This is a genomic window from Paucibacter sp. B2R-40 (assembly GCF_025717555.1).
GTDB lineage: Bacteria > Pseudomonadota > Gammaproteobacteria > Burkholderiales > Burkholderiaceae_C > Paucibacter_A.
This window is the reverse complement of record NZ_JAJIRP010000006.1, coordinates 64,815-89,562: the sequence shown is the minus strand read 5'-3', so window position 1 is coordinate 89,562 and position 24,748 is coordinate 64,815. Positions and strand designations below refer to the sequence as shown.

Below are 24,748 nucleotides of genomic sequence, written 5' to 3'. Positions count from 1 at the left end.
ACTTAGAAAGATTCCCATTCGCTCTCGCTCTGGCTGGACGGGGCGGGCGCTTTGGCCTTAGGGGCAGGGGCGGCGGAAACCGGCGCCGCCGCTGGCCTTGGCGCAGGGCTGGGGCTGTTCATCGCTGCTTTTTTGGCCGTTGGCATCGGTGCTGCTTTCGCCGGGGCGGTCTTGACGGGAGTTTTCATCCCCGTCTTGGCTGCCCGGTGCTGTGGCCTGACCTCGGTGCTGGTCCTGAATTTACCCACGGCCTCGGCCAAAGATTCGGCTTGGTCCTTCAAACTTTCGGCCGCAGCGGCGGACTCCTCCACCAGCGCGGCGTTTTGCTGCGTCATCTGGTCCAACTGCACGACCGACTGATTGACCTGCTCGATGCCGTCGCTTTGTTCACTTGCGGCCGCCGTGATTTCGCCGATGATGTCGGAGACCCGTTGCACGCTGGAAACGATGTCGGTCATCGAGGAGCCGGCTTCTTGCACCAGGCGCGAGCCCACCTCGACCCGCTCGACGCTGGCGCCGATCAAGGTCTTGATTTCACGTGCCGCTTCGGCGCTGCGCTGCGCCAAAGAGCGCACCTCGCTGGCCACCACGGCAAAGCCGCGGCCTTGCTCGCCGGCCCGGGCCGCCTCCACCGCAGCATTCAAGGCCAAGATATTGGTCTGGAAGGCAATGCTGTCGATCACGCCAATGATGTCGCTGATTTTCTTCGAGCTGGTGTTGATGTCGTCCATGGTCGACACCACTTGGCCGACCACTTCGCCGCCCTTGGCTGCTGCATGTGAGGCCGAGGTGGCGAGCTGGTTGGCGGTGCGGGCCGAGTCGGCGGTCTGGCGGACCGTGCCGGTCAGTTGCACCATTGACGATGCGGCTTGTTGCAAGTTGGACGCGGTCTGTTCGGTGCGGTTGGAGAGGTCTTGATTGCCTGAGGCGATCTCCACCGAGGCGGTGCGAATGCTGTCTGCCGAGGTGCGCAACTGGCTCACCAAGCCCTGCAGGGCCTGCTGCATATTTTGCAAGGAACGCATCAGGTGGGAGGCTTCGTCCTGACCCTCAATTGCAGCGGAAGAGCCGGTCAAGTCCCCATTGGCTATGGCGTTGGCCAAAGCATCGGCCTGAGCCAGCGGCGTGCAGATACTCTGCATATTCAGCAAGGTCAGCGGCACGACGATGATGGCCCCCAGGCTGAGCACAATGATGAAAGTCATCAAGCTATTGTCCTGGGCGCCTTTGCCGTGGGCCTGCGCCACATCGGCGCTTTGCTTCAGTGTGGACTTGATCTCGCTCAGCAGCTTTTCTTGTTGCGCGCCGCCTTCCTTGGCAGCGCCGGACTCCAAATGTTGAGCCAAGGCCGAGGCCTGTTTGACCAGCGTGGCTGAGTTCTCAACGATTTGCCGGTTGTGATCCCGCAGCGTGTTCATGCCCATGAAGCCCACGCCGCCCACCATCAGCAGCAGCGCCAATACCATCGCAATCGCCCCGATCATGCGGGTGCGAATGCTGAATTGCCGGATCAATGCGCTCATATATTTTGGAGGCTTTCTGAAGTAGTGAAGCTTTTTGGGGGGAGGAGTCAATGACGCGAACGTCGCACCAGACTGCCGACGTCGAGAATCAAGGCCACTCGCCCATCTCCCATGATGGTGGCGCCCGACACATCGGGAACCTTGCGGTAATTGGCTTCGAGGTTTTTCACCACCACTTGTTGTTGGCCGAGCAACTCGTCAACCAGCAGCGCCACGCGTCCACCTTCGGCCTCGACCACCACCATGATGGTGCTGACATGCTCGAAGTCGAAGCGAGGTACTTGGAAGATGGTCTCAAGACCAATCACCGGCATGTACTCATCACGCACCTCGACCACGCGGCCAGACCCGGCGACCGTCTTGATCGTGTCGGCCTGCACCTGGAAGGATTCGATCACCGAGGACAGCGGCAAGATATAGACCTCTTCGCCGACGCCCACGCTCATGCCGTCCATAATGGCCAGCGTCAGCGGCAAGCGCACCGAGACCTTCATGCCGTAGCCTTCGGCCGAATCGATCTCGACCGTGCCGCCCAGCGAGGTGATGTTTCGTTTCACCACGTCCATGCCGACGCCGCGCCCGGAAACATCGGTGACCTGATCAGCAGTCGAGAAGCCCGGCGCGAAGATCAAGTTCCAGACATCCGAGTCGCTCATCGAGTCGGGCGCATCGATACCTTTTTCGCGTGCCTTCTTGATCAAGCGGTTGCGGTTCAAGCCGTTGCCGTCGTCGCGTACCTCGATGACGATGGAGCCGCCCTGGTGTGAGGCGACCAGGGTGATGGTGCCATGCTCGGGCTTGCCTTTGGCCAATCGGTCGGCGGGCATTTCGATGCCGTGGTCGCAGCTGTTTCTAACCAGATGAGTCAGCGGATCAGTGATCTTCTCAACCAGGCTCTTGTCCAGCTCGGTCGCCTCACCTTGGGTCACCAATTCGACCTTCTTGCCCAGCTTGGCGGCCAGGTCGCGCAACATGCGTGGGAAGCGGTTGAACACGATGGACATCGGGATCATCCGGATCGACATCACCGACTCTTGCAAGTCACGGGTGTTGCGCTCCAGATCGGCCAGGCCGGAGGTCAGCTGCTGGTACAGGCCCGGCGCCACATCGCGGCTGTTCTGGGCCAGCATGGCCTGCGTAATCACCAGTTCACCGACCAAGTTGATCAGTTGATCGACTTTTTCGATCGACACCCGCAGGGTCGATTGCTCCATGCCGGCGGCTGGTCCGCCGGCCGGACGTGCGGCGGCGGCAGGTGTGACGACGGCCGGCTTGGCGGCTTCGACTTGTACCTTCAGGTCAGTGGTGGCGGCTTGTTCGGGCAGACCCGGCGCATTGTCAAAGAAGCCGTAGCCCAGCTCGGCTTCTTGGGCCGCTGAGGTGGCCGCGGGTGCGGCCGCAGCAGGCGATCCGGGCGAACCTTCGTGGAAACCAAAACCTGGCCCGAATGGCAGCAAATTGACTTGTTCACGCGCCACGTGGAAGGTGAACAGATCGAGCAAATCACCATCTGAGCTGCTGGTTAGAATTTTGAAGCGGCGCACGCCGTCGGCGGCCACCCCGCCGTCCAATGGCTCAATCGTGCCGAGGTCGGTGATTTCTTTGAACAGATCAACCAGGTTGTCGGCCAGGCTGAGATCGGTCAGTGGGCCGACCCGCATTTCCAGCTCACGCACACCGGGCTTCACCGGCGCTGCTTTGGCCGCTTTGGGGGCTGCCGCTGGAGCGCTGGCGGCTGCTGGGGCCGCCGTCGGTGCGTCGAAATCGCCTTGCTCGCTTTCAACAAAACCGCGAATGCTGTTCAACAGCTCGGTGGTGTCAACCGCTGGAGCGCCGGAGCCCTGATGGCGGCCCAGTTGGGCACGCAAGGCATCTCCTGATTGCAGCAAAGTGTCGACCATCGGCGAAGTGGGCTGCAATTCATGGCGACGCAGCTTGTCCAGCAAGGTCTCCATTTGGTGCGTCAACTCGGCCACATCGCTGAAGCCAAAAGTGGCCGCGCCGCCTTTGATCGAGTGGGCGCAGCGGAAGATGGCGTTGAGCTCTTCGTCGTCGGCGGTCTCGATGTTGAGGTTGAGCAGCATCTGCTCCATATTGTCGAGATTCTCGCCCGCCTCTTCAAAGAAGACTTGGTAAAACTGGCTGAGGTCGATTCCAGCGCTCAGGCTGGCGCCCTCGGAAGTCATTTCTCCCATGCTTTACTCCAATTTGACGACGGTTTAGCGAATGACCTTGCCGATCACTTCGATCAGCTTGGCTGGGTCGAAGGGTTTCACCAGCCAGCCTGTGGCACCTGCGGCGCGGCCGGCTTGCTTCATCTGGTCGCTGGACTCGGTCGTCAGGATCAAGATCGGGGTGGTCTTGAACTTCGGGTTATCGCGCAGCTTTTTGGTCAAGCTAATTCCGTCCATGCGCGGCATGTTCTGGTCGGTCAGGACCAAGTCGAAGTCGCGCGTTGTCGACTTCTCCAGGGCGTCTTGCCCATCCACCGCTTCAACGACGTTGAAGCCAGCGTTTTTGAGCGTAAAGGCGACCATTTGGCGCATCGAGGCCGAATCGTCCACGGCAAGGATTGAGTGCATTGTTTTCTCTCCGGGGTATCAAGCTGATTTCGGTAACTATCTAGGCTTCTTTAGAACAATTCGATCGAACCCGCGTCCATCTCGTCTTGCGTGACCGGGTTGGGGCGCAAGGGCGCAAGTTCAACGACCGATTCGCCGTCTTCATCGTCGCCAAAAGTGTCGCGCGCCAGTTGATCCGCGCAGTTGCGCAGGCGCTGGCTGGTGTGGGCAATCAGTTGAGTGGCCATGTCTTGAAACTGCAGGGCCGTGATGGCTCCGGCAATATCTTCGATGACTTTTTTCAGGATGGGGTTGGCAGCGGCTTGTTCTCCGGAGCTCTGCATCAAGCCATGGACATGATTGGAAGCGCTGTAGAAATGCATGGAGAGAGCTTCTCCCGCATCATCCAGCAAGCGTTGCAAGCGCTCCAGATCATGGGTGACCGTCATCAGGTGATCCTGCAGCTCGGCGGCCGCCAGCAAGGGCGTCATCCCTGGGTCGAAGGGATCGCTTGATTCGTTCATCTGCATCTTTGCTCCATGCTTTATGTTCCCCTGGGGGCAAAACCTGGCCCTCAATAAAGGCGCGCGGCTTGGACACCCCACGGCGACCTTGCTTGAACGCATCTTCGGCATTTCTGGCCCGTCTGTCGACAGGACAATGGCCACAGAAGCAGGCTATTTCTCGGCAATCTACACAGGGCTTTGGTTTGATGCAAGGGTTTACCCGTAATTTCAACGGAATCAAGATGCAAACTTGCCATTGCAACGGCTTCCCCTAGGTCAATCCTTCACGCATTGCCTGCATACTTCGGCCCCATGTCGATGCCAACTGCCGAGCGCCACCTGCGCGTACTCCACATAGAAGATTCCGAGCTGGATCACCAACTGATCATGGCGCAGCTGCGCCGTGCCGGCCTGAATATTGAGCTTGAGCGTATAGACAGCTTGGCCGAAGTCAGCCGGGCGCTTACCCAGCCTTGGGACGCGTTGATCTCCGACTACAACTTGCCCGGTTTTTCCGGTCTGGTCGTGTTGGATATGTTGAAAGCCAGCAAGCTGCTTTTGCCCTTCATCTTGGTTTCGGGCGAGATTGGTGAGGACACCGCAGTGGCGGCGATGCGCACTGGCGCCTCCGACTATTTGTTGAAGAAAGATCTCGCGCGCTTGGCGCCCGCCTTGCTGCATGCGATCGAGGCTTGCGAGTCTGAGCGGGCGCGCATTGAAGCCGACCGGGAACTGATCAAGTCCAAGCAGCGCTTGCATGAGCTGGCCGGCCATCTGCAAACTAGCGTAGAGATGGAGCGCGCTGCAATCGCTCGTGAAATTCATGATGATGTGGGTGGGTCACTGACGGCGCTGAAGTTCGACTTGGCCTGGATTCAACGCCATGCGAAAGATGAAGGCGTTTTGCAGCGGGTCGAGTCAGCGCTGGAGACCGTCACGGGTGCGATCGAAGCCAGCCAGCGCATCATGCAAAACCTTCGCCCGGCTATTCTTGAGCAGGGCTTGGTGGCTGCGGTGCAATGGATGGCGGCGCGCTTTGAGCGCCGCACCGGCATTGTGGTGACATTGCGCTGCGGCAGTGAAAATGAGATGCAGCTGCCCGCCGGTGTGCCCCTGGTCGCCTACCGCACAGCGCAAGAGGCGCTGACCAATGTCTCCAAACACGCGAACGCCAGCCGCGTAGATATTGACTTGAGTGTCGATTCCGGGGTCTTGACGCTTGAAGTTAGTGACAATGGGGTGGGCATTGCGCCCGGAGCTTTGGCCAAAGCACGCAGCTTTGGTATTCGCGGTCTGCACGAACGCGCCGCAACCGTAGGGGGATGGGTGGACTTGAGCAGCAACAACAAGGGCGTGAGCCTGATTCTTTCTGTGCCGCTGCAAATGGAGTCACTTGACTTTGCCGGCGTTGAAGAGGGGCAAGCACCCGCGCAGGACGCCAGTGAAGCCAGCGAAGCTGCCGGCTGGGTGCAACCATGATCAAAGTGATTCTTTGTGATGACCATGCCTTGATCCGACGCGGCATCCGCGACACCTTGTCCGATGTGGCCGATATTGAGGTTGTCGGCGAAGCGTCTGACTACGGTGAATTGCGCAGTTTATTGCGTGATCTGGGGCCCAATTCCGCCATCGATGTTTTGGTGCTCGACATCAATATGCCTGGGCGCAGCGGTTTGGATGTGCTGCATGTGATGAAGGACGAGGGCACCTCGATCCGTACTTTGATCGTCTCGATGTACCCGGAGGATCAATACGCGATCCGCGCGTTGCGTGCCGGCGCCTATGGCTATGTGAACAAGGGCGGAGACCCGCAGGTGCTGGTGCAGGCGGTGCGCACGGTGGCGCAGGGGCGCAAGTATGTGACGCCCGAGATTGCGCAAATGCTGGTGGAAAGCCTCACCGCACCGGTCAATGAGCAGGCGCATCAAAAGCTTTCCGACCGCGAGTTGCAGACCTTGGTGATGATCGCGTCCGGCAAACGCCTGTCCGATATTGCCGAAGAGCTGACGCTGAGCCCGAAGACGGTCAGCGTCTACCGCGCCCGCGTGCTTGAGAAATTGGGCCTGGCGAATAACTCTGAATTGACGGTGTACGCTATTCGCAACGGTTTAGTGGCAAGTTGAGTTGCGGGCGGCAGGCCTTGTTTTTCTGGCGATGAGTCGGCTGCTTTGGTGGTAGAACTGTGGCCCACGGTGGCACCCCAATTCCTCTGGCATGACTTCATCCGTAAATCGGAAGACTGCAAAACCTCAGTCCTTGGTTCGGCGCTTGACCCGCTTGAACCTGCAGGTGCTGGCGGTGACCATGCTGTTGACCTTTGTTTTGATCGCCACGGCCTCCTTGCTGGTGGCGCGCGAGCACCAAGCTCAATCGGCCGAGCATGATGCGCAGTTGCTGGCCAACAACCTTGCGCCGATGCTGGTGTTTGAGGATGCCAGCGCAGCGCAGCTGGAACTGAGTGCTTTTGCCCGGCGTGGCGGCGTGCTGGAGGTGCAGGTGTCGCGGCTCGATCACTCCACCTTCGCCCATTGGTTGGATGCGGGTCAGGCCGACCACCACCTGGAGCGCGCGCCGGCTGCCTTGGCCGGAACGTCCGCCATCGTGCAGATGCATCTGAATTCACTCGATGTCTGGGTGCCCATCCATCTCAAAGGCGAGCGAGTAGGTGCGCTGACCGTGCACGAGAGTTTGAAGTCCTTGCAGCACACCGTGCTGCGCATGGTCGGTGTAGCCGCAGTCTTCATTGGCTTGGCGATTTTGGTCGCCGGGCGGCTCTTGCGTTGGGTACAAAAGCGAGCGCTTGCGCCTATCGTTGAGCTTTCTCATCTGGCAGAAAAGATTGCAACCAGTCAAGACTTCAGCCAGCGCGCGCAGATCCATGGCGCCGATGAGGTCGGTCGATTGAGCGAGCGCTTTAACCAGATGCTCAAGCGGGTCGAGATCAGCCAGACCGAGCTCAATCAACAATTGCAGCGCGAACAACTCGCCGGCCAGCAATTCGAGCAACTCGCCCATCAGGATAGTCTGACCAAGTTGCCCAATCGCCTCTATTTCCAATCGGCGCTACAGCGGCATATGAGCCACAGCTGCCAGAACGCCCTCTTGATGGCATTGATGTTCATCGATCTGGACAGTTTCAAGCTGGTCAATGACAGGCATGGCCATGATGCCGGCGATGCCGTGTTGTGCGAGGTGGCCGCCCGTATGAGCCGGGTGCTGCGAGCCGGCGATGTGTTGTGCCGCTTGGGTGGCGATGAATTCGGCTTGATCCTTCCGGTCGTGCCCGACGAGCCTGCCGCCGAAGCACTGGCGCTGCGCTTGATCGCGGCGATCCGCGAGCCGATGGTGATTGGCGGGCACTTGATGCCGATAGGCGCAACAGTGGGCCTGGCTTTTTGCCCCACCGATGAGGTTGAGGCTTCGCAGCTCTTGAGTGCTGCCGATGTGGCGATGTACGCGGCCAAGCGGGCCGGCAAGAATACCTTCAGGAGAGCCAATCGTGCGGCTTAGTGCAGCCCGAGCATCTGCTGCCTGGCTGCTCTTGTGGCTGGCGGCGCCCACGGCGGCGCAAGTGGCAGGAAGTACCGAGCAAGAAATGGGTCTGGAGGAGTTGCTGCGCCAGCCGCTCAAGCAGGTGCCGCGTGATGTTGAAGTGAGCACCGCATCGCGCTTCACGCAAAGTGCGGCGCAGGCCCCGACCACCACCTACGTCATCACCGCTGGTGAAATTGCCCGTTTCGGCTTTCGCAATATGAGCGATATCTTGCGGGCGCTGCCGGGCTTGTACACCACCAGCGACGGTGTCTTCACCTATCTTGGCGCGCGCGGACTGGGCCGCCCGGGCGATCTCAATACGCGCTTGCTGCTGCTCATTGATGGCATGCGGGTGAATGAGAATGTTTATGACGCGGCCTTGCTGGGTGGGGAATTCTTTCTCGATGTTGAGCTGATCGAACGGGTGGAATTCGCGCCCGGGCCGGGCTCGGCGCTGTATGGGAATAACGCCTTTCTGGGTGTGGTCAATGTGATGACCAAGCGGGCTGACAAGCTGGCCGGTGCGGAAGTTCGTGCCAGCCGTGATTCGCTCGGCCTGCAGCAGGCGCGGGCCAGTTGGGGCTACCGCTCCGAGGCCGGCTGGGAAGGCTGGCTGGCCGCCAGCCAATCCAAGCACGACCATATGCCCCTGCCTTATGAAGCGCCTGCCGAAGAGGTGAGCCCCCAGCGGGAGCGACTGTGGATGCGGGGCAAGCGCCTGTTTGGCAGTTTCAATGCAGGGGAGTGGGCGCTGCGCGCAGGTTATAGCGAATTGAGCAACGGCGTACCCAGTTATGCACCCGAGAGCACGCCTGCGCGGTTCGATCAAGCCTATATGGTGTCCGACAATAGTTTTGTCGCGCTAAGCCACGAGCGTAGTTTTGGCCCAGATTGGGATTTGTTCGCCGCGGTCTCCGTCAAGCGCAGCCATTACCGGGAGCGCTTTCCGTCTGTGGACCCGCAAACCGCACAGCAGCGCATGTACGCGACGACGGCGCGGGGAAGCTGGTCCAACTGGGATCTTCGTTTGAGCACCCGGCGCTGGGAGCAGCATCGCTTGATGGCCGGGCTTGAGGTGCAAAACGATGCCGAGCAAAGGATTCTGGCGGGTCTTGAAGGCGAGCCACCATTTCAGGAATACTTTGGCGATAACCGGCGGCTTGGCCTGTTCGTGCAGGATGAATGGCAAATTGCCGACAAGCAGCAATTGATTCTGGGTCTGCGCCGGGATAGTTCCTGGGTGGCCGATCCCAGCGTCAACCCGCGGCTGGCCTGGGTCTGGAGCGGCCTACCCGACGCCACCTTGAGGCTGATGTATGGCAGCGCCTTTCGGGCCGCCAATTTGAATGAGTTTGCGGTCAATGCTTCATGGGAGTTGCCCACGCCCAAGCCTGAGCGCGTGCGCACCTTGGAGGCTGCCTGGGAGCACGCGCTGACTCCACAGTTGCAATACCGAGTCTCACTCTACGCCTCGCGGCTCTTGGACTTGATCGAATTGAATCAGGTCGATTTGCCGGTCTATGAGAACAGCAAGCCCTTGCGCAATATCGGCACTGAGCTGGAGTTGGAGCGGCGCTGGAACCAAGGAGCGCGCTTGCGCATGGGGTTGTCCCTGCAGCGCAGCCGCGACGAGCATGGGGCAGGCTTGAGCAATTCGCCGGCGGCGCTGTTCAAGTTCTTTTATAGCCAGCCCATCTTGGGCGATGCCTTGCAGGTGTCCTGGCAGATGTTTGCGATGAGCCGGCGCCAAACGGCGGCCGAAGATCTGCCGGGCTATCTTTTGAATAACGTCAATCTGCTATGGCGCCCGCGGCTTGATCTGGATGTGAGTCTGGGGCTTTATAACCTGGGTGACACACGCATCGTCGATCGGACCCGGGTGCAGCAATTGCCTACGCAACAGCCGGGCCGCAGCGTGCAACTTGGCCTGAGCTGGAGGTTCGGCTCGTGAACTGGGCGGCGCGCGTCTGCCTCGCACTGCCGGGCTGCTTGCTGGCGCTGGCGGCTGGCGCAGCGCCGACGCTGGACGATGCGCAGCTGAAGGCGGCCTTTATCTATCGCTTCGCTCAGTTCACTCAATGGCCGCCGCCGCCTTTGCGCGAGTTCACCTACTGCGTGGCCGGCAATGCAGGCATGCACGCCTCACTGCAGGCACTAACTTCAAAATCACACGGAGAGGTGAGCAGCCGCCTGCGCGTGCTGACCGACCCTCAGCAAGCGGCGCAATGTCAATTGCTGCTCTTGGGTTTTGATGACAGAGCCGAGTTGCAGCGCTGGCAAACGGCTCTGGCGGCGGAGCCGGTCTTGGTGGTGGGCGACAGCGCCGAAGCCTTCCGCAATGGCGCGGTGATCGCGCTGGTGGCCGAACCTAACGGCCTGGCTTTTCGAATCAATCACACCGAGGCCAAACGGCGCGGTCTGGTGCTCAGCTCGCAGATGCTCAAGCTGGCGCGCGAAGTGAAGTGATGAGGCTTTAGATGTGCAGGGCTTGCGCCTGTACACGCCAAGTCAGCGCCTGTTGCACAAACTGACTGAGTGCTTCGGCTTTGCCTGTTGTTTGCAGAATGGGCAGGCTTGCGGCCTGTTGAGCATTTTGTTGGGCACCCGGCTGCGCTGCCAAGCCCAGGCCAAGCCATTGCTTGGCGGCTTGTTGTGCCACCGCTGACTCGATGTTCAGCAGCAACACCGCTTCGCCCAGCACCCCTTGCAAAGCCGGCTGCACCAAGGGGTAATGGGTGCAGCCCATCAAGACAGTATCGACCTCGGCCTCGATCAAGGGCTGGCACAGCTCTGTCAGCAATTCGGTCAAGGCCGGCGTGTTCAGCTCACCGCGCTCAATCAAGGCGACCAAGCCCGGGCAGGGCTGACTGAATACCTGGGTAGTGCCGGCATGCCGTGCAATCAAATCGGCAAAGCGGGCGCTGGCAATGGTGGACGGCGTGGCCATCACGCCGATGCGGCCGTTGCGGCTGGCCGCCACCGCCGGCTTGATGCCGGGCTCGGTGCCGACGATGGGCAGGTCCGGCCAACGCTGCCTGAGCGCGCCGATCGCGTGCGCGGTGGCGGTGTTGCAAGCCACCACCAAGACCCGCGCGCCTTGGTCTATCAAGTGCTCGGCCAGGGTCAGGCTGCGTTGAATGATGTAGTCGGGTTCGCGCTGCCCATAAGGCGCGTGGGCGGCGTCAGCCACATACAGCATGGGCACCTCGGGCAGCAGGCGGTGCAGCTCGCGCAAGACGGTGAGGCCGCCGACGCCGGAGTCAAAAATACCCAGGCAGGCAGGCTTGGAGAGAAGGGTAGAGGTCATTAAGTGCGGCAGTCTAGCTTTTGTCTCGAACGGGCTTAGACTTCGTGGCTAGAATAGAACGATCGTGCTTTTTTGCTGCTTTGCGGGAAAGAAGCTGCCGGGCTGCTGAGCCGCCCCCGTAGAATCTGGTTAACGTTAACGTCAATTAGTCTTGGAGTAATCGATGAAAGTCCTGGTCCCAGTCAAACGCGTGGTCGACTACAACGTCAAAGTGCGCGTCAAGAGCGACGGCAGCGGCGTGGATATCGCCAACGTGAAAATGTCGATGAACCCCTTTGATGAAATTGCCATCGAAGAAGCGGTGCGCCTGAAAGAGAAGGGCGTGGTCACCGAAGTGATCGCCGTCTCATGCGGCGTCACGCAGTGCCAGGAAACCCTGCGCACGGCAATGGCGATTGGCGCCGACCGCGCCATCCTGATTGAAACGGATGCCGAGTTGCAGCCGCTGGCCGTTGCCAAGCTGCTCAAGGCCCTGGTCGACAAAGAGCAGCCCGGCCTGGTGATCCTGGGCAAGCAGGCGATTGATGATGACTGCAACCAGACCGGCCAGATGCTGGCCGCGCTGACCGGCATGCCGCAGGGTACGTTTGCCAGCAAGGTCGAGCTGACCGCCGACTCCGTCGCGGTGACGCGTGAAGTCGACGGCGGCCTGGAGACGGTCAAGCTGACGCTGCCCGCCGTCATCACCACCGACCTGCGCCTGAATGAGCCGCGGTATGTGACGCTGCCCAACATCATGAAGGCCAAGAAGAAGCAGATGGACGTGATCAAGCCGGCCGATCTGGGCGTGGACGTTGCGCCGCGCATCAAGACCCTCAAGGTCGAGGAGCCGCCCAAGCGCAGCGCCGGCATCAAGGTGGCCGATGTGGCCGCCCTGGTCGACAAGCTAAAAAACGAAGCCAAGGTCATTGGCTAAACCTGATCAGAAGAATTCGGAGAATCCCCAATGACTGCTCTCGTTATTGCTGAACACGACAACGCCCACATCAAGGGCGCGACTTTGAATACCGTCACCGCCGCTTTGGCGACCGGTGCCGACGTGCATGTGCTGGTGGCCGGCTTCAATGCCGCCGCAGCCGCCGCTGCCGCTGCACAAATCGCCGGTGTGGCCAAGGTCTTGCACGCCGACGCCGCCGCGCTGGAAAACGGCCTGGCCGAAAACCTCGCCGCTCAAGTGTTGGCGATTGCTTCTGGCTACACCCACATCCTGTTCCCGGCCACTGCCTCGGGTAAAAACGTGGCGCCGCGCGTTGCCGCGCTGCTTGACGTGGCGCAGCTGTCCGATGTCACCAAGGTCATCAGCGCCGACACCTTCGAGCGCCCAATCTACGCTGGTAACGCGATCGCCACCGTGCAAAGCGGCGATGCGGTCAAGATCCTGACCGTGCGCACGACCGGCTTTGACGCGGCTGCCGCCACCGGTGGCAGCGCCGCCGTTGAAGTGGTTGCAGCGGCTGCCGACAGTGGCAAGAGCAGCTTCGCCGGCCGTGAAGTAACCAAGAACGACCGCCCCGAGCTGACGGCAGCCAAGGTGATCGTCTCCGGCGGTCGCGCCCTGGGCTCCAACGAGAAGTTCATGGAAGTGCTGACACCCCTGGCCGACAAGCTCGGCGCCGCACTCGGCGCTTCGCGCGCCGCTGTGGACGCAGGTTATGCCCCGAACGACTGGCAGGTCGGCCAGACCGGCAAGATCGTCGCTCCTCAGCTCTACATCGCCTGCGGCATCTCGGGTGCGATCCAGCATCTGGCCGGCATGAAGGACTCCAAGGTGATCGTCGCGATCAACAAAGATGCCGAAGCACCGATCTTCTCGGTCGCCGATTACGGCCTGGAAGCCGACCTGTTCGTGGCCGTGCCGGAACTGGTCAAGTCGCTTTGATTTCACGCGTTTGACAAACAAGCCTGAAGGCGCCCGACTGCATGGTCGCGGCGCCTTTTTTCTGGAGACAAGAGAATGACTTATCGCGCCCCCGTTAAAGACCTGATGTTCAATATGCAGGCGCTGGCCGACCTGCCCGCCCTGAACAAGATTCCCGCCTTTGCCGACTTTGACCTCGACACCGCGCAAGCCGTGCTGGAGGAATGCGCGAAGCTGTGCGAAGACGTGATCGCCCCACTGAACTGGGAAGGTGACAAGAATCCGTCCTATTGGAAGGACGGTCAGGTCTTCACCACGCCCGGTTTCAAAGAGGCGTTCAAGCAATTTGCCGAAGGCGGCTGGCAAGGCCTGCAGCACCCGGACGAGTTTGGCGGCCAGGGCCTTCCCAAGACCATTGGTGCGGCCTGCGGCGAGATGATCAATAGCGCTAACGTCAGCTTTGCGCTGTGTCCGCTGTTGACCGACGGCGCGATCGAGGCGCTGCTGACCGCCGGCTCGGACGAGCAGAAGTCCGTCTACCTGCCCAAGCTGGTCGATGGCAGCTGGACCGGCACGATGAACCTGACCGAGCCGCAAGCCGGCTCAGATCTGGCCCAAGTGCGCACGCGCGCCGAGCCGCAGGCCGACGGCACTTACAAGATCTTCGGCACCAAGATCTTCATCACCTACGGTGAGCACGATATGGCCGAGAACATCGTCCATCTGGTGTTGGCCCGTGTGGTCGGCGCACCCGAGGGCGTCAAGGGCATCAGCTTGTTCCTGGTGCCGAAATTCATGGTCAATGCGGACGGCAGCGTGGGCGCTCGCAACGACGCGCATTGCGTGTCGATCGAGCACAAGATGGGCATCAAGGCCAGCCCGACTGCCGTGCTGCAGTTCGGTGACCATGGCGGTGCTGTTGGAACTCTGATCGGCGAAGAGAACCGTGGCCTTGAGTACATGTTCATCATGATGAATGCGGCCCGCTTCGGCGTCGGCGTGCAAGGCATTGCAGTGGCCGAGCGCTCCTACCAAAAGGCGGCCAGCTTTGCCCGCGATCGCGTGCAGTCCCGTCCCGTTGACGGCTCCACCGCAGCCGGTGGTGGCGCCGCGCCCATCCTGCACCACCCCGATGTGCGCCGCATGCTGATGACGATGCGCGCGCTGACCGAAGGTTGCCGGGCCATGTCCAGCGTGGCGGCCAGCGCCTATGACACCGCCCATCACCACGCCGATGCGGCGGTCGCCAAACAGGCGCAGACCTTCTATGAATTCCTGGTGCCTCTCGTCAAGGGCTATAGCACCGAGATGAGTCTGGAGGTTACCGACCTGGGCGTGCAAGTGCATGGCGGCATGGGCTTCATCGAGGAAACCGGCGCGGCGCAGCATTACCGCGACGCCAAGATCCTGACCATTTACGAAGGCACGACCGCGATTCAGGCCAATGACCTGGTCGGCCGCAAGACCGGCCGCGACGGCGGCGCCTTTGCCCGCTCGGTGGCGGGGCTGGTCGAAGCGACCGAGGCGCAGCTGGCCGCGCGTGACAGCGCCGCCGCTCGCTCGGTGCTCAAGCGCTTGTCGGCTGCTCGTCTGGCTTATCTGGATGTGGTGGACTTCATCGCGGCCAATTCACGCAGCAATCCGAACGCGGCTTACGCCGGCTCGGTGCCCTATCTGATGTTGGCCGGCAATCTGGTGGCGGGCTGGCAATTGGCGCGCTCGCTGATGGTGGCCGAGGACCATTTGGCGGCTGGCAATGACGCCGCCTTCATGTCCGCCAAGATCGCCACTGCGCGCTTTTATGCCGAACACATCCTGAGCCGCGCCGGCGGCCTGCGCGATGCCATCGTCGAGGGCGCCGACAGCGTCACCGCGATGTCGCTCGACGCTTTTTGAGTGATTTCTGAACGGAGACCCTTTCAATGTCCTTGCCCCCGATTCTGCAAAACCTGCCGCTGCCCATCATCGGCTCGCCACTGTTCATCATCAGCAACCCCAAACTGGTGATTGCCCAGTGCAAGGCCGGCGTGGTCGGCTCCATGCCGGCGCTGAACGCCCGCCCGGCCGAATTGCTCGACGAGTGGTTGAACGAGATCACCACCGAACTGGCCGCCTACAACCTGGCCAACCCGGACAAGCCGGCCGCCCCGTTTGCGATCAACCAGATCGTGCACAAAAGTAACGACCGACTTGAGCATGACATGGCGGTCTGCGCCAAGTACAAGGTGCCCATCATCATCACCTCGCTGGGCGCGCGTGAAGACGTCAACCAGGCGGTTCACGCCTGGGGCGGCATCGTGCTGCACGACATCATCAACAACAAGTTTGCCAAGAAGGCGATCGAAAAAGGTGCCGATGGCCTGATCGCGGTGGCGGCCGGTGCCGGCGGGCATGCCGGCGTGAAAAGCCCGTTCGCGTTGATCCAGGAAATCCGTCAATGGTTCGACGGCCCAGTCGCCTTGTCGGGCTCGATTGCCACAGGCGATGCGGTGTTGGCAGCGCAGGCGATGGGCGCTGACTTTGCCTACATCGGCTCGGCCTTTATCGCCACCGATGAAGCGCGCGCGGCGGATGGCTACAAGCAGATGATTGTGGACAGCAATAGCGATGACATCGTCTACAGCAATCTGTTCACCGGCGTGCACGGCAACTACCTGCGCGGCTCCATCGTCAATGCCGGCATGGACCCGGACCATTTGCCCGAGAGCGACCCGACAGCGATGAATTTCGGCGGCAGCTCCGCCAAGGCTTGGAAGGAAATCTGGGGCTGCGGTCAGGGTATTGGCGCGGTGCGCGAGGTGCTTCCGGCCGGGCAATTGGTCGCGCGTCTGGCGGCGGAGTATCAAGCCGCCAGGGCGCGCCTGAGCTTGCCTTGATCAGGCCTTGAGTTGGGCGTTGACGCGGTCCAGCACCTGCTCGGGCGCGTCAGCCTCCAGATCGGTTTCATTGTCCAGTTGACGGTTCAGGCGCTCCATATCCAGGTCACCGGTCCATTTGGCCACCACCAAGGTAGCCACGCCGTTGCCGATCAAATTGGTCAGTGCGCGGGCCTCGCTCATGAAGCGGTCAATGCCCAGGATCAGCGCCAGCCCTGCCACCGGCACACCGCCGACGGCGCTGAGCGTAGCGGCCAGTACGATAAAGCCGCTGCCGGTCACGCCGGCCGCGCCCTTGGAAGTCAACAGCAGCACGGCCAGCAGGGTCAGTTGTTGCGTCAGCGTCATCGGCGTGTTGGTGGCCTGCGCGATGAAGACGGCGGCCATGGTCAGGTAGATCGAGGTGCCGTCCAGATTGAAGGAGTAGCCGGTCGGGATCACCAGGCCGACGGTGGACTTCTTGGCGCCGAGGTTTTCCATCTTGGCCATCATGCGCGGCAGCACCGATTCCGACGAGGATGTGCCCAGCACGATCAGTAATTCTTCCTTGATGTATTTGATGAATTTCCAGATCGAGAAGCCGTGGAAGCGGGCGATGCTGCCCAGCACAATGAAGATGAACAGCAGGCAGGTCAGGTAGAAGCTGCCCATCAGCTTGGCCAGCTGCACCAGCGAACCCAGGCCGTATTTGCCGATGGTGAAGGACATGGCCCCGAAGGCGCCGATCGGGGCCAGCTTCATGATGTAGCCGACGATGACGAACAGCACATGCGAGCTTTTCTCGATCAGGTCGAACACCAGCGTGCCGCGGCCGCCAAAGCGGTGCAGGGCAAAGCCGAACAGCATCGCGATCAACAGCACTTGCAGCATTTCGCCCTTGGCAAAGGCGTCAACCACCGTGGTCGGGATGATGGCGAGCAAGAACTCGGTGGTGGTCTGCATCTTGCCGGGCGCGGTGTAGGCGGCAAGGCTCTTGGTGTCCAGCGCCGCCGGGTCCACATTCATGCCGACACCGGGTTGCAGCAGGTTGACGACGACCAGGCCTATCACCAGCGCCAGGCTGGAGACAATTTCAAAGTACAGCAAGGCCAAGCCGCCGGTCTTGCCGACCTTTTTCATGTCCTCCATGCCGGCGATGCCCACCACCACGGTGCAGAAGATGATGGGCGCGATGATCATCTTGATCAGCTTGATGAAGCCGTCGCCCAGCGGCTTCATCGCCGCGCCGCTCTCCGGGTAAAAGTGGCCCAGCAACACGCCCAAGACGATGGCGGTGATGACCTGGGCGTAAAGAGACTTGTAGAGGGCTGGTTTGGCTAGCACGATGGGCTCCGATTTCGACGGTGCGGCATCTTGCGGCCAGACTGTTCGCTTTGATATGAGGGGAACTACATACACAAGGATGGCGCCGGCGGCGGCGCAGCGCTTAGTTCAGTTGGTACTTGGTCATCAGACCTGCTCGCCGAGCGGGTTCGAAATTGATGCGCGCAGGATCACGCCCGACCACGGTCAGCAGCCGTTCGTCCATCACCCGAAACCACAGCGGCGGGATGTAGGCGATGCTGAACATGCCGAAGTAGCCGCTGGGTAGTTGCGGCAAATTTTCAAAGTGGCGCAGCGATTGATAACGGCGTAGGGGGTGGGCATGGTGGTCCGAGTGGCGCTGTAAATGGAACACCGCCCAGTTGGAAAAGATGTGATTGCTGTTCCATGAATGATGCGGTTGGCAGGGCTCGTAGCGGCCGTTCGGCAGTTGTTGGCGCAAGAGGCCGTAATGCTCGATGTAGTTGGCGGAACTGAGCTGGAAGTTGGCCCAGAAGGCGGTGGCCAGGATGAAGGGCAGCACTTGTGGCCCCAGCCAGACTGTCAAGGCGCCCCAGAGCGCCAAGGTAATCAGCGCCGGCTGCAGGATCTCGTTGTGCAGCGACCAGACCTGCAGGTTCGCCTTGCGCAGCCGCGTGCTCTCCAGGTTCCAGGCGCGCTTGAAGGCGCCGGGCATCTCACGCAGCACAAAGCGGTAGATCGACTCCCCCATGCGCGAGGAGGCCGGGTCCAGCGGCGTGGCTACATCCCGGTGATGCCCGCGGTTATGTTCGATATAGAAATGTCCGTAGGCGGTGGTGGACAGCACCAGTTTGGCCAGCCAGCGCTCAAGCTTGGTTTGCTTGTGGCCCAACTCATGGCCCAGGTTGATGCAAAAGCCGCCGACCGAGCCGGTGATGATCACCATCGCCAGCACGCCATGCCAGGGCAGGTCATGCGTGGCGACAAACCAGACGCAAAAGGTGAAGGCCAGCCACAAAATTGGTACCAAGGCATAAGTGATGCGGCGATAGAACAGGTCAGCGTCCAGCGCCGGCACGGCAGACTCGGGCGGGTTGCTACGGTCGCTGCCCAGGAGCCAGTCGATCAGCGGCACCACGCCGTAGAGAAAGGCCACCGGCAGCCACAGCAGGCGCGCGTCGCCGCTCCACAGCAACAGGGCCGGCCCCAAGGTTACCGAGGCCGGCACCAGCAGGCTCATCAGCCAGGCATAACGCTTACGGTCCACGTAAGGGCTGGCGGGCGGCGTTGAGGCCGGGTCTTGTTGCATGGGCTTGGGCACGCTGAGGGTCATGGTTTGTCTCCTGTTGTTTGTGTCAGTGTGGCCGGCTCGCCCCCGTGCAAACACCGTGGCAAGTGGCAAGTGATCGTCATAAAGTGACAAGCCATGAGCCCTCAGCAAAACCCCACCCAAGCAGCCAAGGTGCATCCGACCTATGCGCGGCTGTTATGCATGCTGCTGCGCGGCCTGGGGGCGGACATGGAGCTTGCTTTGGCCGAGGCCGGTTTGAGCTGGGAGGGGCTTGCGACCGAGGAGAAGATGCTGGACTTTGCTGTCGTGCAGCTGTTGGCGCAAGCGGCAATTGCATCCAGTGGCCGACCTTGGCTGGGCATCGAGTTGGGGCAGATGGCGCATATCTCGACCCATGGCGGCGTGGGCTCGGCGGTGGTGGCTAGTCGCGACTTGCGCCAGGCGCTGGCTACGGTGGCCCGCTTCTCCAGCCTGCGCAATGATTTGCTGCGTTTTGAGTTGACCGAGCATGCCGACGGCGCCGTGCTGCATGCGCATGAAAGTGCCGACCTCGGCGCGGCGCGCGGCTTTGTGCTCGACACCGTGTTCGGCACTGCGCTGCGTTTGATGGAGACCGTGGTTGGCCACCGCCTACGCGGCCTGCGCGTCGAGCTGCCTTTTGCGCCGCCGGCTTGGTGCGAGCAATACGAGCGTTTGGTCGAAGGCGGCGTCCTGGCGTTCGGTGCACCTTTGCTGGCTTTTCACCTCGATGCAGGCATGTTGGCGTCACCATGCATCACGGCGAATGCACGCGCCTTCGAGGCGGCGCGCGAAGATTGCGAGCGCGAGCTGGCGTTGACGGCGGGCGGCATCGGCCCCTGGTCGCAGCGCCTGCGTCAGCTCTTGCTGCAGCGGCGCGCGCCGGAGCCCTATCCGACGGCGCTGGCCTTGGCTTCAGCCTGCCATGTTTCGGTGCGCACCCTGATACGCCGTTTGCGCGCCGAAGGCAGCAGCTACCAGGCCTTGCTGGACGGCGTGCGGCAGGAGCAGGCGCTTTGGCAGCTGCGTCACACGCAGAACTCGGTGGAAGAGATCGCCGCGCAGCTCGGCTTCGAGGACACGTCCAACTTCAGCCGCACCGTGCGGCGCTGGTTTGGGCAGACGCCCTCGGGTCTGCGCGAGCGCTTGCGGGCCTGAACTGTCCAGGCCCGCAAGCCTTTTGGCCGCTACTTGATATGGGTGAAGCGAGCTTCGGGTCTGTCATCCGAGCGGTGCACGGTTTCCACATTGGCGCGCATCGCCCAAGGCCGCATTTGATGGTGCAGCGGGATGAAGAAAGACTCGTCCCGCACGCGCAGCAAGGCCTCGCGGATCAAGGCATTGCGCTTGGCCACATCGGTCTCCGTCTTCATGCTGTCGATCAGATGATCAAGCTGCGCATCGCTCAACTTTGAATAGTTGAAATTGCCATCGGCGCCGCTGGTGCGGGTGTGGGCCAGGCTTTGCAGCGTGAACTGCGCGTCGAAAGTGGCCACCCCCCAGCCCAGCATATAGAGCGGCGCCTCAAAGCGCTGGAAGGTCTGACTGTGTTGCGAGAAGGGCAGTGCGGACAGGCGCGCCTTGATGCCGATCTTGGCCCACATCGCCACCACCGCCTGGCAGACCTCTTCGTCGTTGACGTAGCGGTTGTTCGGGCAGTTCAAGGGCACCTCGAAGCCGCTTGGGTAGCCCGCCTCGGCCAGTAGCTTTTTGGCCTTGTCGGTGTCGGCCTTGAGCGGCACATCGATATCGGGCGTGTTGCCGTTGACGCCCGGCGCCACCATGATGCCAGCCGGAATCGACAGGCCACGCATGATGGTGCGCTTGATCGCTTCGCGGTCGATGGCGACGCTCATCGCCTCCCGCACCTTTCTATCCTTGAAGGGGTTCTTGCCCTTGATGCTTGCGCCGGCCAACTCCTCGCTGCCCTGGTCCATCGCGAAGAAAATGGTGCGCACCTCGGGGCCTTCGACCACCTTGAGCTTGGCATCAAGCTTGAGCTTGGCCACATCTTGAGTCGGCAGGTCGGTCAGCATGTCCACGTCACCGGACAAGAGCGCCGCCACCCGGGTTGGGTCCGATTTGATCGGTGTGTAGATGACCTCGCTGACGTTGCTGGCGTTTTTCGCATCCCACCAGTCCTTGTTGGCCACCATGGTGATCTTCTGATCGGGCTGCCAGCCGGTGATCTTGTAAGCGCCGGTACCCATCGCGTTGCGCGAGGCGTAGTTGTCTTCCTTGGCCTTGTAGTCCTGCACGTTGGTGGTCTTGTTCTTCTCGGCCCAGGCCTTGCTCATGATGCGGAAGTCGATGATGCTGCGCAGCAGGATGGGCGTGGGCGCATTCAGCATCACATCGATGGTGTGATCGTCGATCTTCTTGATCTCCTTGATGCCGGCCACATAGGTCTGCATCGTGCCCTGCGGCTGGCTGATGCGCCCGAAGGTGAAGATCACATCATCGGCGGTGAAGGGCGAGCCGTCATGGAACTTGACGCCTTTGCGTAAATCAAAACGCACTTGCGTCGGCGAGATATAGGTCCATTTGGTCGCCAGCGCCGGCTCGACTTGGAACTTGTCGTTGTAGCGCGTCAGGCCCTCGTAGGCATGCATCAGGATGGCAATGGTGGTGGTGTGATTCTGCGAATGCGGGTCCATGGTCAAAATATCATTCTGAGCCGCCCAGCGCAGCGGCACGGCCTGCGCGGCGCTGCCCAGCCCCAGGCCAAATCCCAAGGTGATGGCCAGCGTGGCGAGTTTGATCTTGTGCATAGAGGTCCCGTCCAACAAGGTTTGAATGGGCTTGATGCTAGTCGGCCCTCGCGGCCAAGGCTCTAGTGGCTTGCCCGCATGTGGCGCGGGCTGTTGAGCGAACGGCGCGCATGAAAAAGCCACCGCGCGGGTGGCTTGGGTTTGGCCTGGACTTGGGCTGCGCTTGGGATTTAAGAGCAGCTTACTTCAAGGTGGTGAAACGAGCCTCGGGTTTGTCATCCGCCCGGTGCAGGGTTTCGACATTGCTCTTCATGGCCCAGGGGCGCACTTGGTGGTGAATCGGGATGAACAGGTATTCATCTCGCACACGCAGGAGCGCCTCGCGAATCAGCGCATTGCGTTTGTTGACGTCGGTTTCGGTCTTCATCGCCTGCACCATGGCGTCCACCTTGGCGTCGCTGACGCGGGAATAATTGCCTTTGCCGTCAACGCCGCTGGAGCGGGTGTGGACGATGTCTTGCAAGGTGTACTGGCCGTCAAAAGTCGTCACGCCCCAGCCATACAGATACAGCGGCGACTCCATTTTTTGCAGCAAGACCGAATGCTGCGACATCGGCAAGGCGCTCAATTTGGCCTTGATGCCGATCTTGGCCCACATCGCCACCACCGCCTGGCAGATTTCCTCGTCGTTGACATAGCGGTCGTTCGGGCAGTTCAGTGGCACTTCGAAGCCGTCCGGGTAACCGGCTTCGGCCAGCAGTTTCTTGGCTTTTTCCAGGTCGACCTTGGGCGGCACGTCAATGTCCGGCGTGTTGCCGTTGACACCCGGCGCCACCATGATGCCGGCAGGCACCGACAGGCCGCGCATCAGGCTGCGCTTGATCGCTTCGCGGTCGATGGCGCTGCTCATCGCTTCACGCACGCGTTTGTCCTTGAACGGATTCTTGCCCTTCACATTGGAGCCGCGCAACTCGTCGCTGCCTTCATCTAGGGCAAAAAAGATCGTGCGGTTCTCGGGGCCGTCGATCACCTTGAGTTTGGGGTCGGCCTTGAGCTTGGCGACGTCTTGCGTCGGCAGGTCGGTCAGCAGATCAACATCGCCGCTCAACAAAGCCGCCACGCGCGTCGCGTCGCTCTTGATCGGCGTATAGCTGATCTCGGTCACATTGCCTTTGTTGGTGTCCCACCAGTCCTTGTTGGCGACCATGCTGATTTTCTGATCGGGCGTCCAGCTGGTGATCTTGTAAGGTCCGGTGCCCATCGCATTGCGTGCGGCAAAGGTGTCTTCCTTGGCCTTGTAGTCCTGCGGGTTGACCGACTTGTTCTTCTCGGCCCAGGCCTTGCTCATGATGCGAAAGGCCGTCAGATTGCGCAGCAGCACCGGGCTGGGGCCATCCAGCATCAGATCGACCGTGTAGTCGTCGACTTTTTTGATCTCCTTGATGCCGGCCACAAAGATCTGGTTATTGGCCTGCGGCTGCTTGATGCGCCCGAAGGAGAAGATCACATCGTCGGCAGTGAAGGGCGTGCCATCGTGAAACTTCACGCCGCGGCGCAGATCGAAGCGAATTTGCGTTGGGCTGATGGCGGTCCATTTGGTGGCGAGCGCCGGCTCGGGCTGGAACTTCTCGTTGTAGCGTGTCAGCCCTTCGTAGGCATAGGCGCTGATGCCATGTGTGGTGGCGTGATTCTGCGAATGCGGGTCCAGGGTCTGGATGTCGTTTTGAGCGGCCCAGCGCAGCGGCACGGCCTGGGCACTGATACCGACCAGACCCAGCATTAGGGTCATGGCCACTGTGGCGGCAACGGTGCGTTTGAATAAAGGCATCTTGATCCCCTTGAATGGATTTGTGTGGGGCAGATGCTAGCCGTCTGAGCACTTGTCGGCTCTAGTGGCTTGCCCGGAGGCGGGCGGGCGCAGCACTTGCAGGTTCGAATCGCAGCCGATGCCGGCGGCAATCCAGCGTGCGCTCAGTCGGCTTAGCAACTTGGCGAATTGCTGGGACAAGCGGCCGGTGGCGGCGCCGCGCCAGCCCAGCACCTGCAGTGGCGCACTCAACATGCCGCAGACGTAACGACGATCGGGAGCGGACCATTGCAGCGCGTAGCAGGCACCACGGGTGCGGCGGCTGACCAAGATGCCGATCGGGCAGGGCGCACTCAAACAGCACACGCCGCAGCCATTGCAAGGCGCGCCCTCGGCCGGTTTGGCCGGCGCGTCCGGGTGGATTTGAATGACCTGATCTTGCTTGCTCGCCATGCGCGACTGTAGCGCCGGCTAGTTACTTGGCCCGCGCAGGTTCAGGTCTTGACGCCCAATTCCCGCAGCCGTTCTTGCAAATACTGATCCGCCGTGTAGCGCTCCGACAGCACCACTTCGTTGCGCGGGTGCAAGAACAGCGGCAAGGAGATGCGGCTGCGCTTGGCGCCGTCACCGCTGGGGTTCACCACGCGGTGCTGGGTTGAGGGGTAGTAGCCCTGTGAGGCTTCTTGCAGCATGTCGCCGATATTGATGATCAACATGCCGAAATCGCAGGGCACATCGAACCAGGCGCCGTCCAGGCCCTGCACCTGCAAACCCGGCTCATTGGCGGCCGGCAAAATCGTCAGCAGATTGATGTCGCCATGCGCCGCCGCCCGCAAGGCGCCGGCTGGCTCTTGGCCCGTCAGCGGCGGGTAGCGCAGCACCCGCAACAAGGTCAGCTTGCTGTCCTTGATCATATTGGACAACGGCTCGCGGTAATGCCGGGCAATTTCCGGCGGCGTGAAGCGCTCTACCCAGGACAAAAGCTCTTGCGCCAGGCCATTGGCCTGCGCAAAGTAGGCCTGCGCATCGGCCTGCAAGGCCGGTGGTACCCGGCCCCAAGGGTAGTAATGGAAATATTCCTTGATGTCCTTGAGCGCGGCGCCCTTGGCGGTCTCCGAAGTTTCGGTGGAGAAATAGCCGTCTTGGGTTTCTTTTGAAAAAGCGAATGGCTGCTTTTCATCAGAGTTGAAAAAGCCCAGCCAATCGGCGTAGATTTTTTCGACCAACGTTTGCTGGATCGGGTGATTGACGAGCACGCCGAAGCCGGTCTCGTGCAGCGAGCGGGTGAATTGCTCGGCCGCGTCGGCGGCCCGGTAGTCGACAACCTGTACTTGCATGGGATCTCCTGTGTGTCCCGCCGCCGAGCCATTCAATCGTGGGGCCCGGCGTTCAGGCGCAAGTCTAGGTCAAGCCGCGCCAGTTCGCAAACGTTTGCCAGAATTCTTGTCGCTTTGGTTCGGCTGAGGGAGTTT

At 61.3% G+C, this 24,748-nt stretch carries 21 protein-coding genes; 10 read left to right on the top strand and 11 right to left on the bottom strand.

Annotated features, from left to right (window positions below; genetic code table 11):
* Nucleotides 1–2: 2 nt before the first annotated feature.
* The 4 genes from LNV09_RS13625 to LNV09_RS13610 are packed head-to-tail and all read right to left on the bottom strand — an operon-like array spanning nt 3 to nt 4,614.
* Nucleotides 3–1,523, bottom strand: coding sequence for a methyl-accepting chemotaxis protein (locus LNV09_RS13625; protein ID WP_263557618.1), 1,521 nt, complete (start codon nt 1,521–1,523; stop codon nt 3–5).
* Nucleotides 1,524–1,570: 47 nt separating this feature from the next.
* Nucleotides 1,571–3,718 (bottom strand): chemotaxis protein CheA, encoded by a 2,148-nt coding sequence (locus LNV09_RS13620; protein WP_263557617.1) that lies wholly within the window; start codon nt 3,716–3,718, stop codon nt 1,571–1,573.
* A gap of 24 nt (nt 3,719–3,742) precedes the next feature.
* Complete coding sequence (locus tag LNV09_RS13615; protein WP_263531893.1) at nt 3,743–4,105, bottom strand: response regulator; 363 nt, start codon at nt 4,103–4,105, stop codon at nt 3,743–3,745.
* A gap of 50 nt (nt 4,106–4,155) precedes the next feature.
* Nucleotides 4,156–4,614, bottom strand: a complete 459-nt coding sequence (locus tag LNV09_RS13610; protein ID WP_411969285.1) for a hypothetical protein — start codon at nt 4,612–4,614, stop codon at nt 4,156–4,158.
* Nucleotides 4,615–4,902: 288 nt separating this feature from the next.
* On the opposite strand from LNV09_RS13610, the gene LNV09_RS13605 reads away from it, so the two are divergent.
* The 5 genes from LNV09_RS13605 to LNV09_RS13585 all read left to right on the top strand — a co-directional run bounded on the left by LNV09_RS13605 (nt 4,903) and on the right by LNV09_RS13585 (nt 10,590).
* Nucleotides 4,903–6,069: a hybrid sensor histidine kinase/response regulator gene (locus LNV09_RS13605; RefSeq protein ID WP_411969284.1), complete on the top strand. Its 1,167-nt coding sequence runs from the start codon at nt 4,903–4,905 to the stop codon at nt 6,067–6,069.
* Nucleotides 6,066–6,713, top strand: coding sequence for a response regulator (locus LNV09_RS13600; RefSeq protein WP_263557615.1), 648 nt, complete (start codon nt 6,066–6,068; stop codon nt 6,711–6,713). The genes LNV09_RS13605 and LNV09_RS13600 overlap by 4 nt, the downstream gene beginning before the upstream one ends.
* Nucleotides 6,714–6,858: 145 nt before the next feature.
* Nucleotides 6,859–8,100, top strand: a complete 1,242-nt coding sequence (locus tag LNV09_RS13595; protein ID WP_263557614.1) for a sensor domain-containing diguanylate cyclase — start codon at nt 6,859–6,861, stop codon at nt 8,098–8,100.
* Entirely contained in the window at nt 8,090–10,075 is a 1,986-nt protein-coding gene (locus tag LNV09_RS13590; protein ID WP_263557613.1) for a TonB-dependent receptor plug domain-containing protein, read from the top strand. Before LNV09_RS13595 ends, LNV09_RS13590 begins: the two co-directional genes overlap by 11 nt.
* A complete protein-coding gene (locus tag LNV09_RS13585; RefSeq protein ID WP_263557612.1) occupies nt 10,072–10,590 on the top strand; it encodes a YfiR family protein in 519 nt (172 codons plus the stop codon). The genes LNV09_RS13590 and LNV09_RS13585 overlap by 4 nt, the downstream gene beginning before the upstream one ends.
* 7 nt (nt 10,591–10,597) lie before the next feature.
* Here the strand turns inward: LNV09_RS13585 and murI are convergent, their stop codons facing one another.
* Nucleotides 10,598–11,431, bottom strand: a complete 834-nt coding sequence (murI, locus tag LNV09_RS13580; RefSeq protein WP_263557611.1) for a glutamate racemase — start codon at nt 11,429–11,431, stop codon at nt 10,598–10,600.
* A gap of 163 nt (nt 11,432–11,594) precedes the next feature.
* Between murI and LNV09_RS13575 the strand changes: the two genes are divergently transcribed.
* The 4 genes from LNV09_RS13575 to LNV09_RS13560 all read left to right on the top strand — a co-directional run bounded on the left by LNV09_RS13575 (nt 11,595) and on the right by LNV09_RS13560 (nt 16,165).
* On the top strand, nt 11,595–12,347 hold the full coding sequence (locus tag LNV09_RS13575) for an electron transfer flavoprotein subunit beta/FixA family protein (protein ID WP_263557610.1): 753 nt from the start codon (nt 11,595–11,597) through the stop codon (nt 12,345–12,347).
* Nucleotides 12,348–12,377: 30 nt separating this feature from the next.
* On the top strand, nt 12,378–13,310 hold the full coding sequence (locus LNV09_RS13570; protein ID WP_263557609.1) for an electron transfer flavoprotein subunit alpha/FixB family protein: 933 nt from the start codon (nt 12,378–12,380) through the stop codon (nt 13,308–13,310).
* A 75-nt stretch (nt 13,311–13,385) separates the two neighbouring features.
* Nucleotides 13,386–15,185, top strand: coding sequence for an acyl-CoA dehydrogenase (locus LNV09_RS13565; RefSeq protein WP_263557608.1), 1,800 nt, complete (start codon nt 13,386–13,388; stop codon nt 15,183–15,185).
* Nucleotides 15,186–15,211: 26 nt separating this feature from the next.
* Nucleotides 15,212–16,165 (top strand): NAD(P)H-dependent flavin oxidoreductase, encoded by a 954-nt coding sequence (locus LNV09_RS13560; protein ID WP_263557607.1) that lies wholly within the window; start codon nt 15,212–15,214, stop codon nt 16,163–16,165.
* On the opposite strand, the gene LNV09_RS13555 is transcribed toward LNV09_RS13560, so the two are convergent.
* Together LNV09_RS13555 and LNV09_RS13550 are read right to left on the bottom strand one after the other, a co-directional pair.
* The gene (locus LNV09_RS13555; protein WP_263557606.1) at nt 16,166–17,488 is read right to left on the bottom strand and encodes a dicarboxylate/amino acid:cation symporter; all 1,323 of its coding nucleotides are present in this window, start codon (nt 17,486–17,488) and stop codon (nt 16,166–16,168) included.
* A 103-nt stretch (nt 17,489–17,591) separates the two neighbouring features.
* Complete coding sequence (locus LNV09_RS13550; RefSeq protein ID WP_263557605.1) at nt 17,592–18,782, bottom strand: alkane 1-monooxygenase; 1,191 nt, start codon at nt 18,780–18,782, stop codon at nt 17,592–17,594.
* A gap of 93 nt (nt 18,783–18,875) precedes the next feature.
* Between LNV09_RS13550 and LNV09_RS13545 the strand changes: the two genes are divergently transcribed.
* Nucleotides 18,876–19,916 (top strand): AraC family transcriptional regulator, encoded by a 1,041-nt coding sequence (locus LNV09_RS13545; protein WP_263557604.1) that lies wholly within the window; start codon nt 18,876–18,878, stop codon nt 19,914–19,916.
* A gap of 29 nt (nt 19,917–19,945) precedes the next feature.
* Here the strand turns inward: LNV09_RS13545 and LNV09_RS13540 are convergent, their stop codons facing one another.
* The 4 genes from LNV09_RS13540 to LNV09_RS13525 all read right to left on the bottom strand — a co-directional run bounded on the left by LNV09_RS13540 (nt 19,946) and on the right by LNV09_RS13525 (nt 24,613).
* The gene (locus tag LNV09_RS13540) at nt 19,946–21,529 is read right to left on the bottom strand and encodes an ABC transporter substrate-binding protein (protein ID WP_263557603.1); all 1,584 of its coding nucleotides are present in this window, start codon (nt 21,527–21,529) and stop codon (nt 19,946–19,948) included.
* Between the two features lie 181 nt (nt 21,530–21,710).
* Nucleotides 21,711–23,297 (bottom strand): ABC transporter substrate-binding protein, encoded by a 1,587-nt coding sequence (locus tag LNV09_RS13535; protein ID WP_263557602.1) that lies wholly within the window; start codon nt 23,295–23,297, stop codon nt 21,711–21,713.
* Nucleotides 23,298–23,333: 36 nt separating this feature from the next.
* Nucleotides 23,334–23,729, bottom strand: coding sequence for a hypothetical protein (locus tag LNV09_RS13530; protein ID WP_263557601.1), 396 nt, complete (start codon nt 23,727–23,729; stop codon nt 23,334–23,336).
* A gap of 41 nt (nt 23,730–23,770) precedes the next feature.
* Nucleotides 23,771–24,613 (bottom strand): 2OG-Fe(II) oxygenase family protein, encoded by an 843-nt coding sequence (locus LNV09_RS13525; protein WP_263557600.1) that lies wholly within the window; start codon nt 24,611–24,613, stop codon nt 23,771–23,773.
* Nucleotides 24,614–24,748: the final 135 nt, after the last annotated feature.

Bases quoted from the DNA above. Each gene is read 5' to 3' on its own strand.
- LNV09_RS13620 (WP_263557617.1), bottom strand. From the start codon at position 3,718: ATGGGAGAAATGACTTCCGAGGGCGCCAGCCTGAGCGCTGGAATCGAC.
- LNV09_RS13610 (WP_411969285.1), bottom strand. From the start codon at position 4,614: ATGCAGATGAACGAATCAAGCGATCCCTTCGACCCAGGGATGACGCCC.
- LNV09_RS13560 (WP_263557607.1), top strand. From the start codon at position 15,212: ATGTCCTTGCCCCCGATTCTGCAAAACCTGCCGCTGCCCATCATCGGC.
- LNV09_RS13615 (WP_263531893.1), bottom strand. From the start codon at position 4,105: ATGCACTCAATCCTTGCCGTGGACGATTCGGCCTCGATGCGCCAAATG.
- LNV09_RS13530 (WP_263557601.1), bottom strand. From the start codon at position 23,729: ATGGCGAGCAAGCAAGATCAGGTCATTCAAATCCACCCGGACGCGCCG.
- LNV09_RS13600 (WP_263557615.1), top strand. From the start codon at position 6,066: ATGATCAAAGTGATTCTTTGTGATGACCATGCCTTGATCCGACGCGGC.
- LNV09_RS13540 (WP_263557603.1), bottom strand. From the start codon at position 21,529: ATGCACAAGATCAAACTCGCCACGCTGGCCATCACCTTGGGATTTGGC.
- LNV09_RS13525 (WP_263557600.1), bottom strand. From the start codon at position 24,613: ATGCAAGTACAGGTTGTCGACTACCGGGCCGCCGACGCGGCCGAGCAA.
- LNV09_RS13575 (WP_263557610.1), top strand. From the start codon at position 11,595: ATGAAAGTCCTGGTCCCAGTCAAACGCGTGGTCGACTACAACGTCAAA.
- LNV09_RS13570 (WP_263557609.1), top strand. From the start codon at position 12,378: ATGACTGCTCTCGTTATTGCTGAACACGACAACGCCCACATCAAGGGC.
- LNV09_RS13625 (WP_263557618.1), bottom strand. From the start codon at position 1,523: ATGAGCGCATTGATCCGGCAATTCAGCATTCGCACCCGCATGATCGGG.
- LNV09_RS13565 (WP_263557608.1), top strand. From the start codon at position 13,386: ATGACTTATCGCGCCCCCGTTAAAGACCTGATGTTCAATATGCAGGCG.
- murI (WP_263557611.1), bottom strand. From the start codon at position 11,431: ATGACCTCTACCCTTCTCTCCAAGCCTGCCTGCCTGGGTATTTTTGAC.
- LNV09_RS13535 (WP_263557602.1), bottom strand. From the start codon at position 23,297: ATGCCTTTATTCAAACGCACCGTTGCCGCCACAGTGGCCATGACCCTA.
- LNV09_RS13545 (WP_263557604.1), top strand. From the start codon at position 18,876: ATGAGCCCTCAGCAAAACCCCACCCAAGCAGCCAAGGTGCATCCGACC.
- LNV09_RS13550 (WP_263557605.1), bottom strand. From the start codon at position 18,782: ATGACCCTCAGCGTGCCCAAGCCCATGCAACAAGACCCGGCCTCAACG.
- LNV09_RS13605 (WP_411969284.1), top strand. From the start codon at position 4,903: ATGTCGATGCCAACTGCCGAGCGCCACCTGCGCGTACTCCACATAGAA.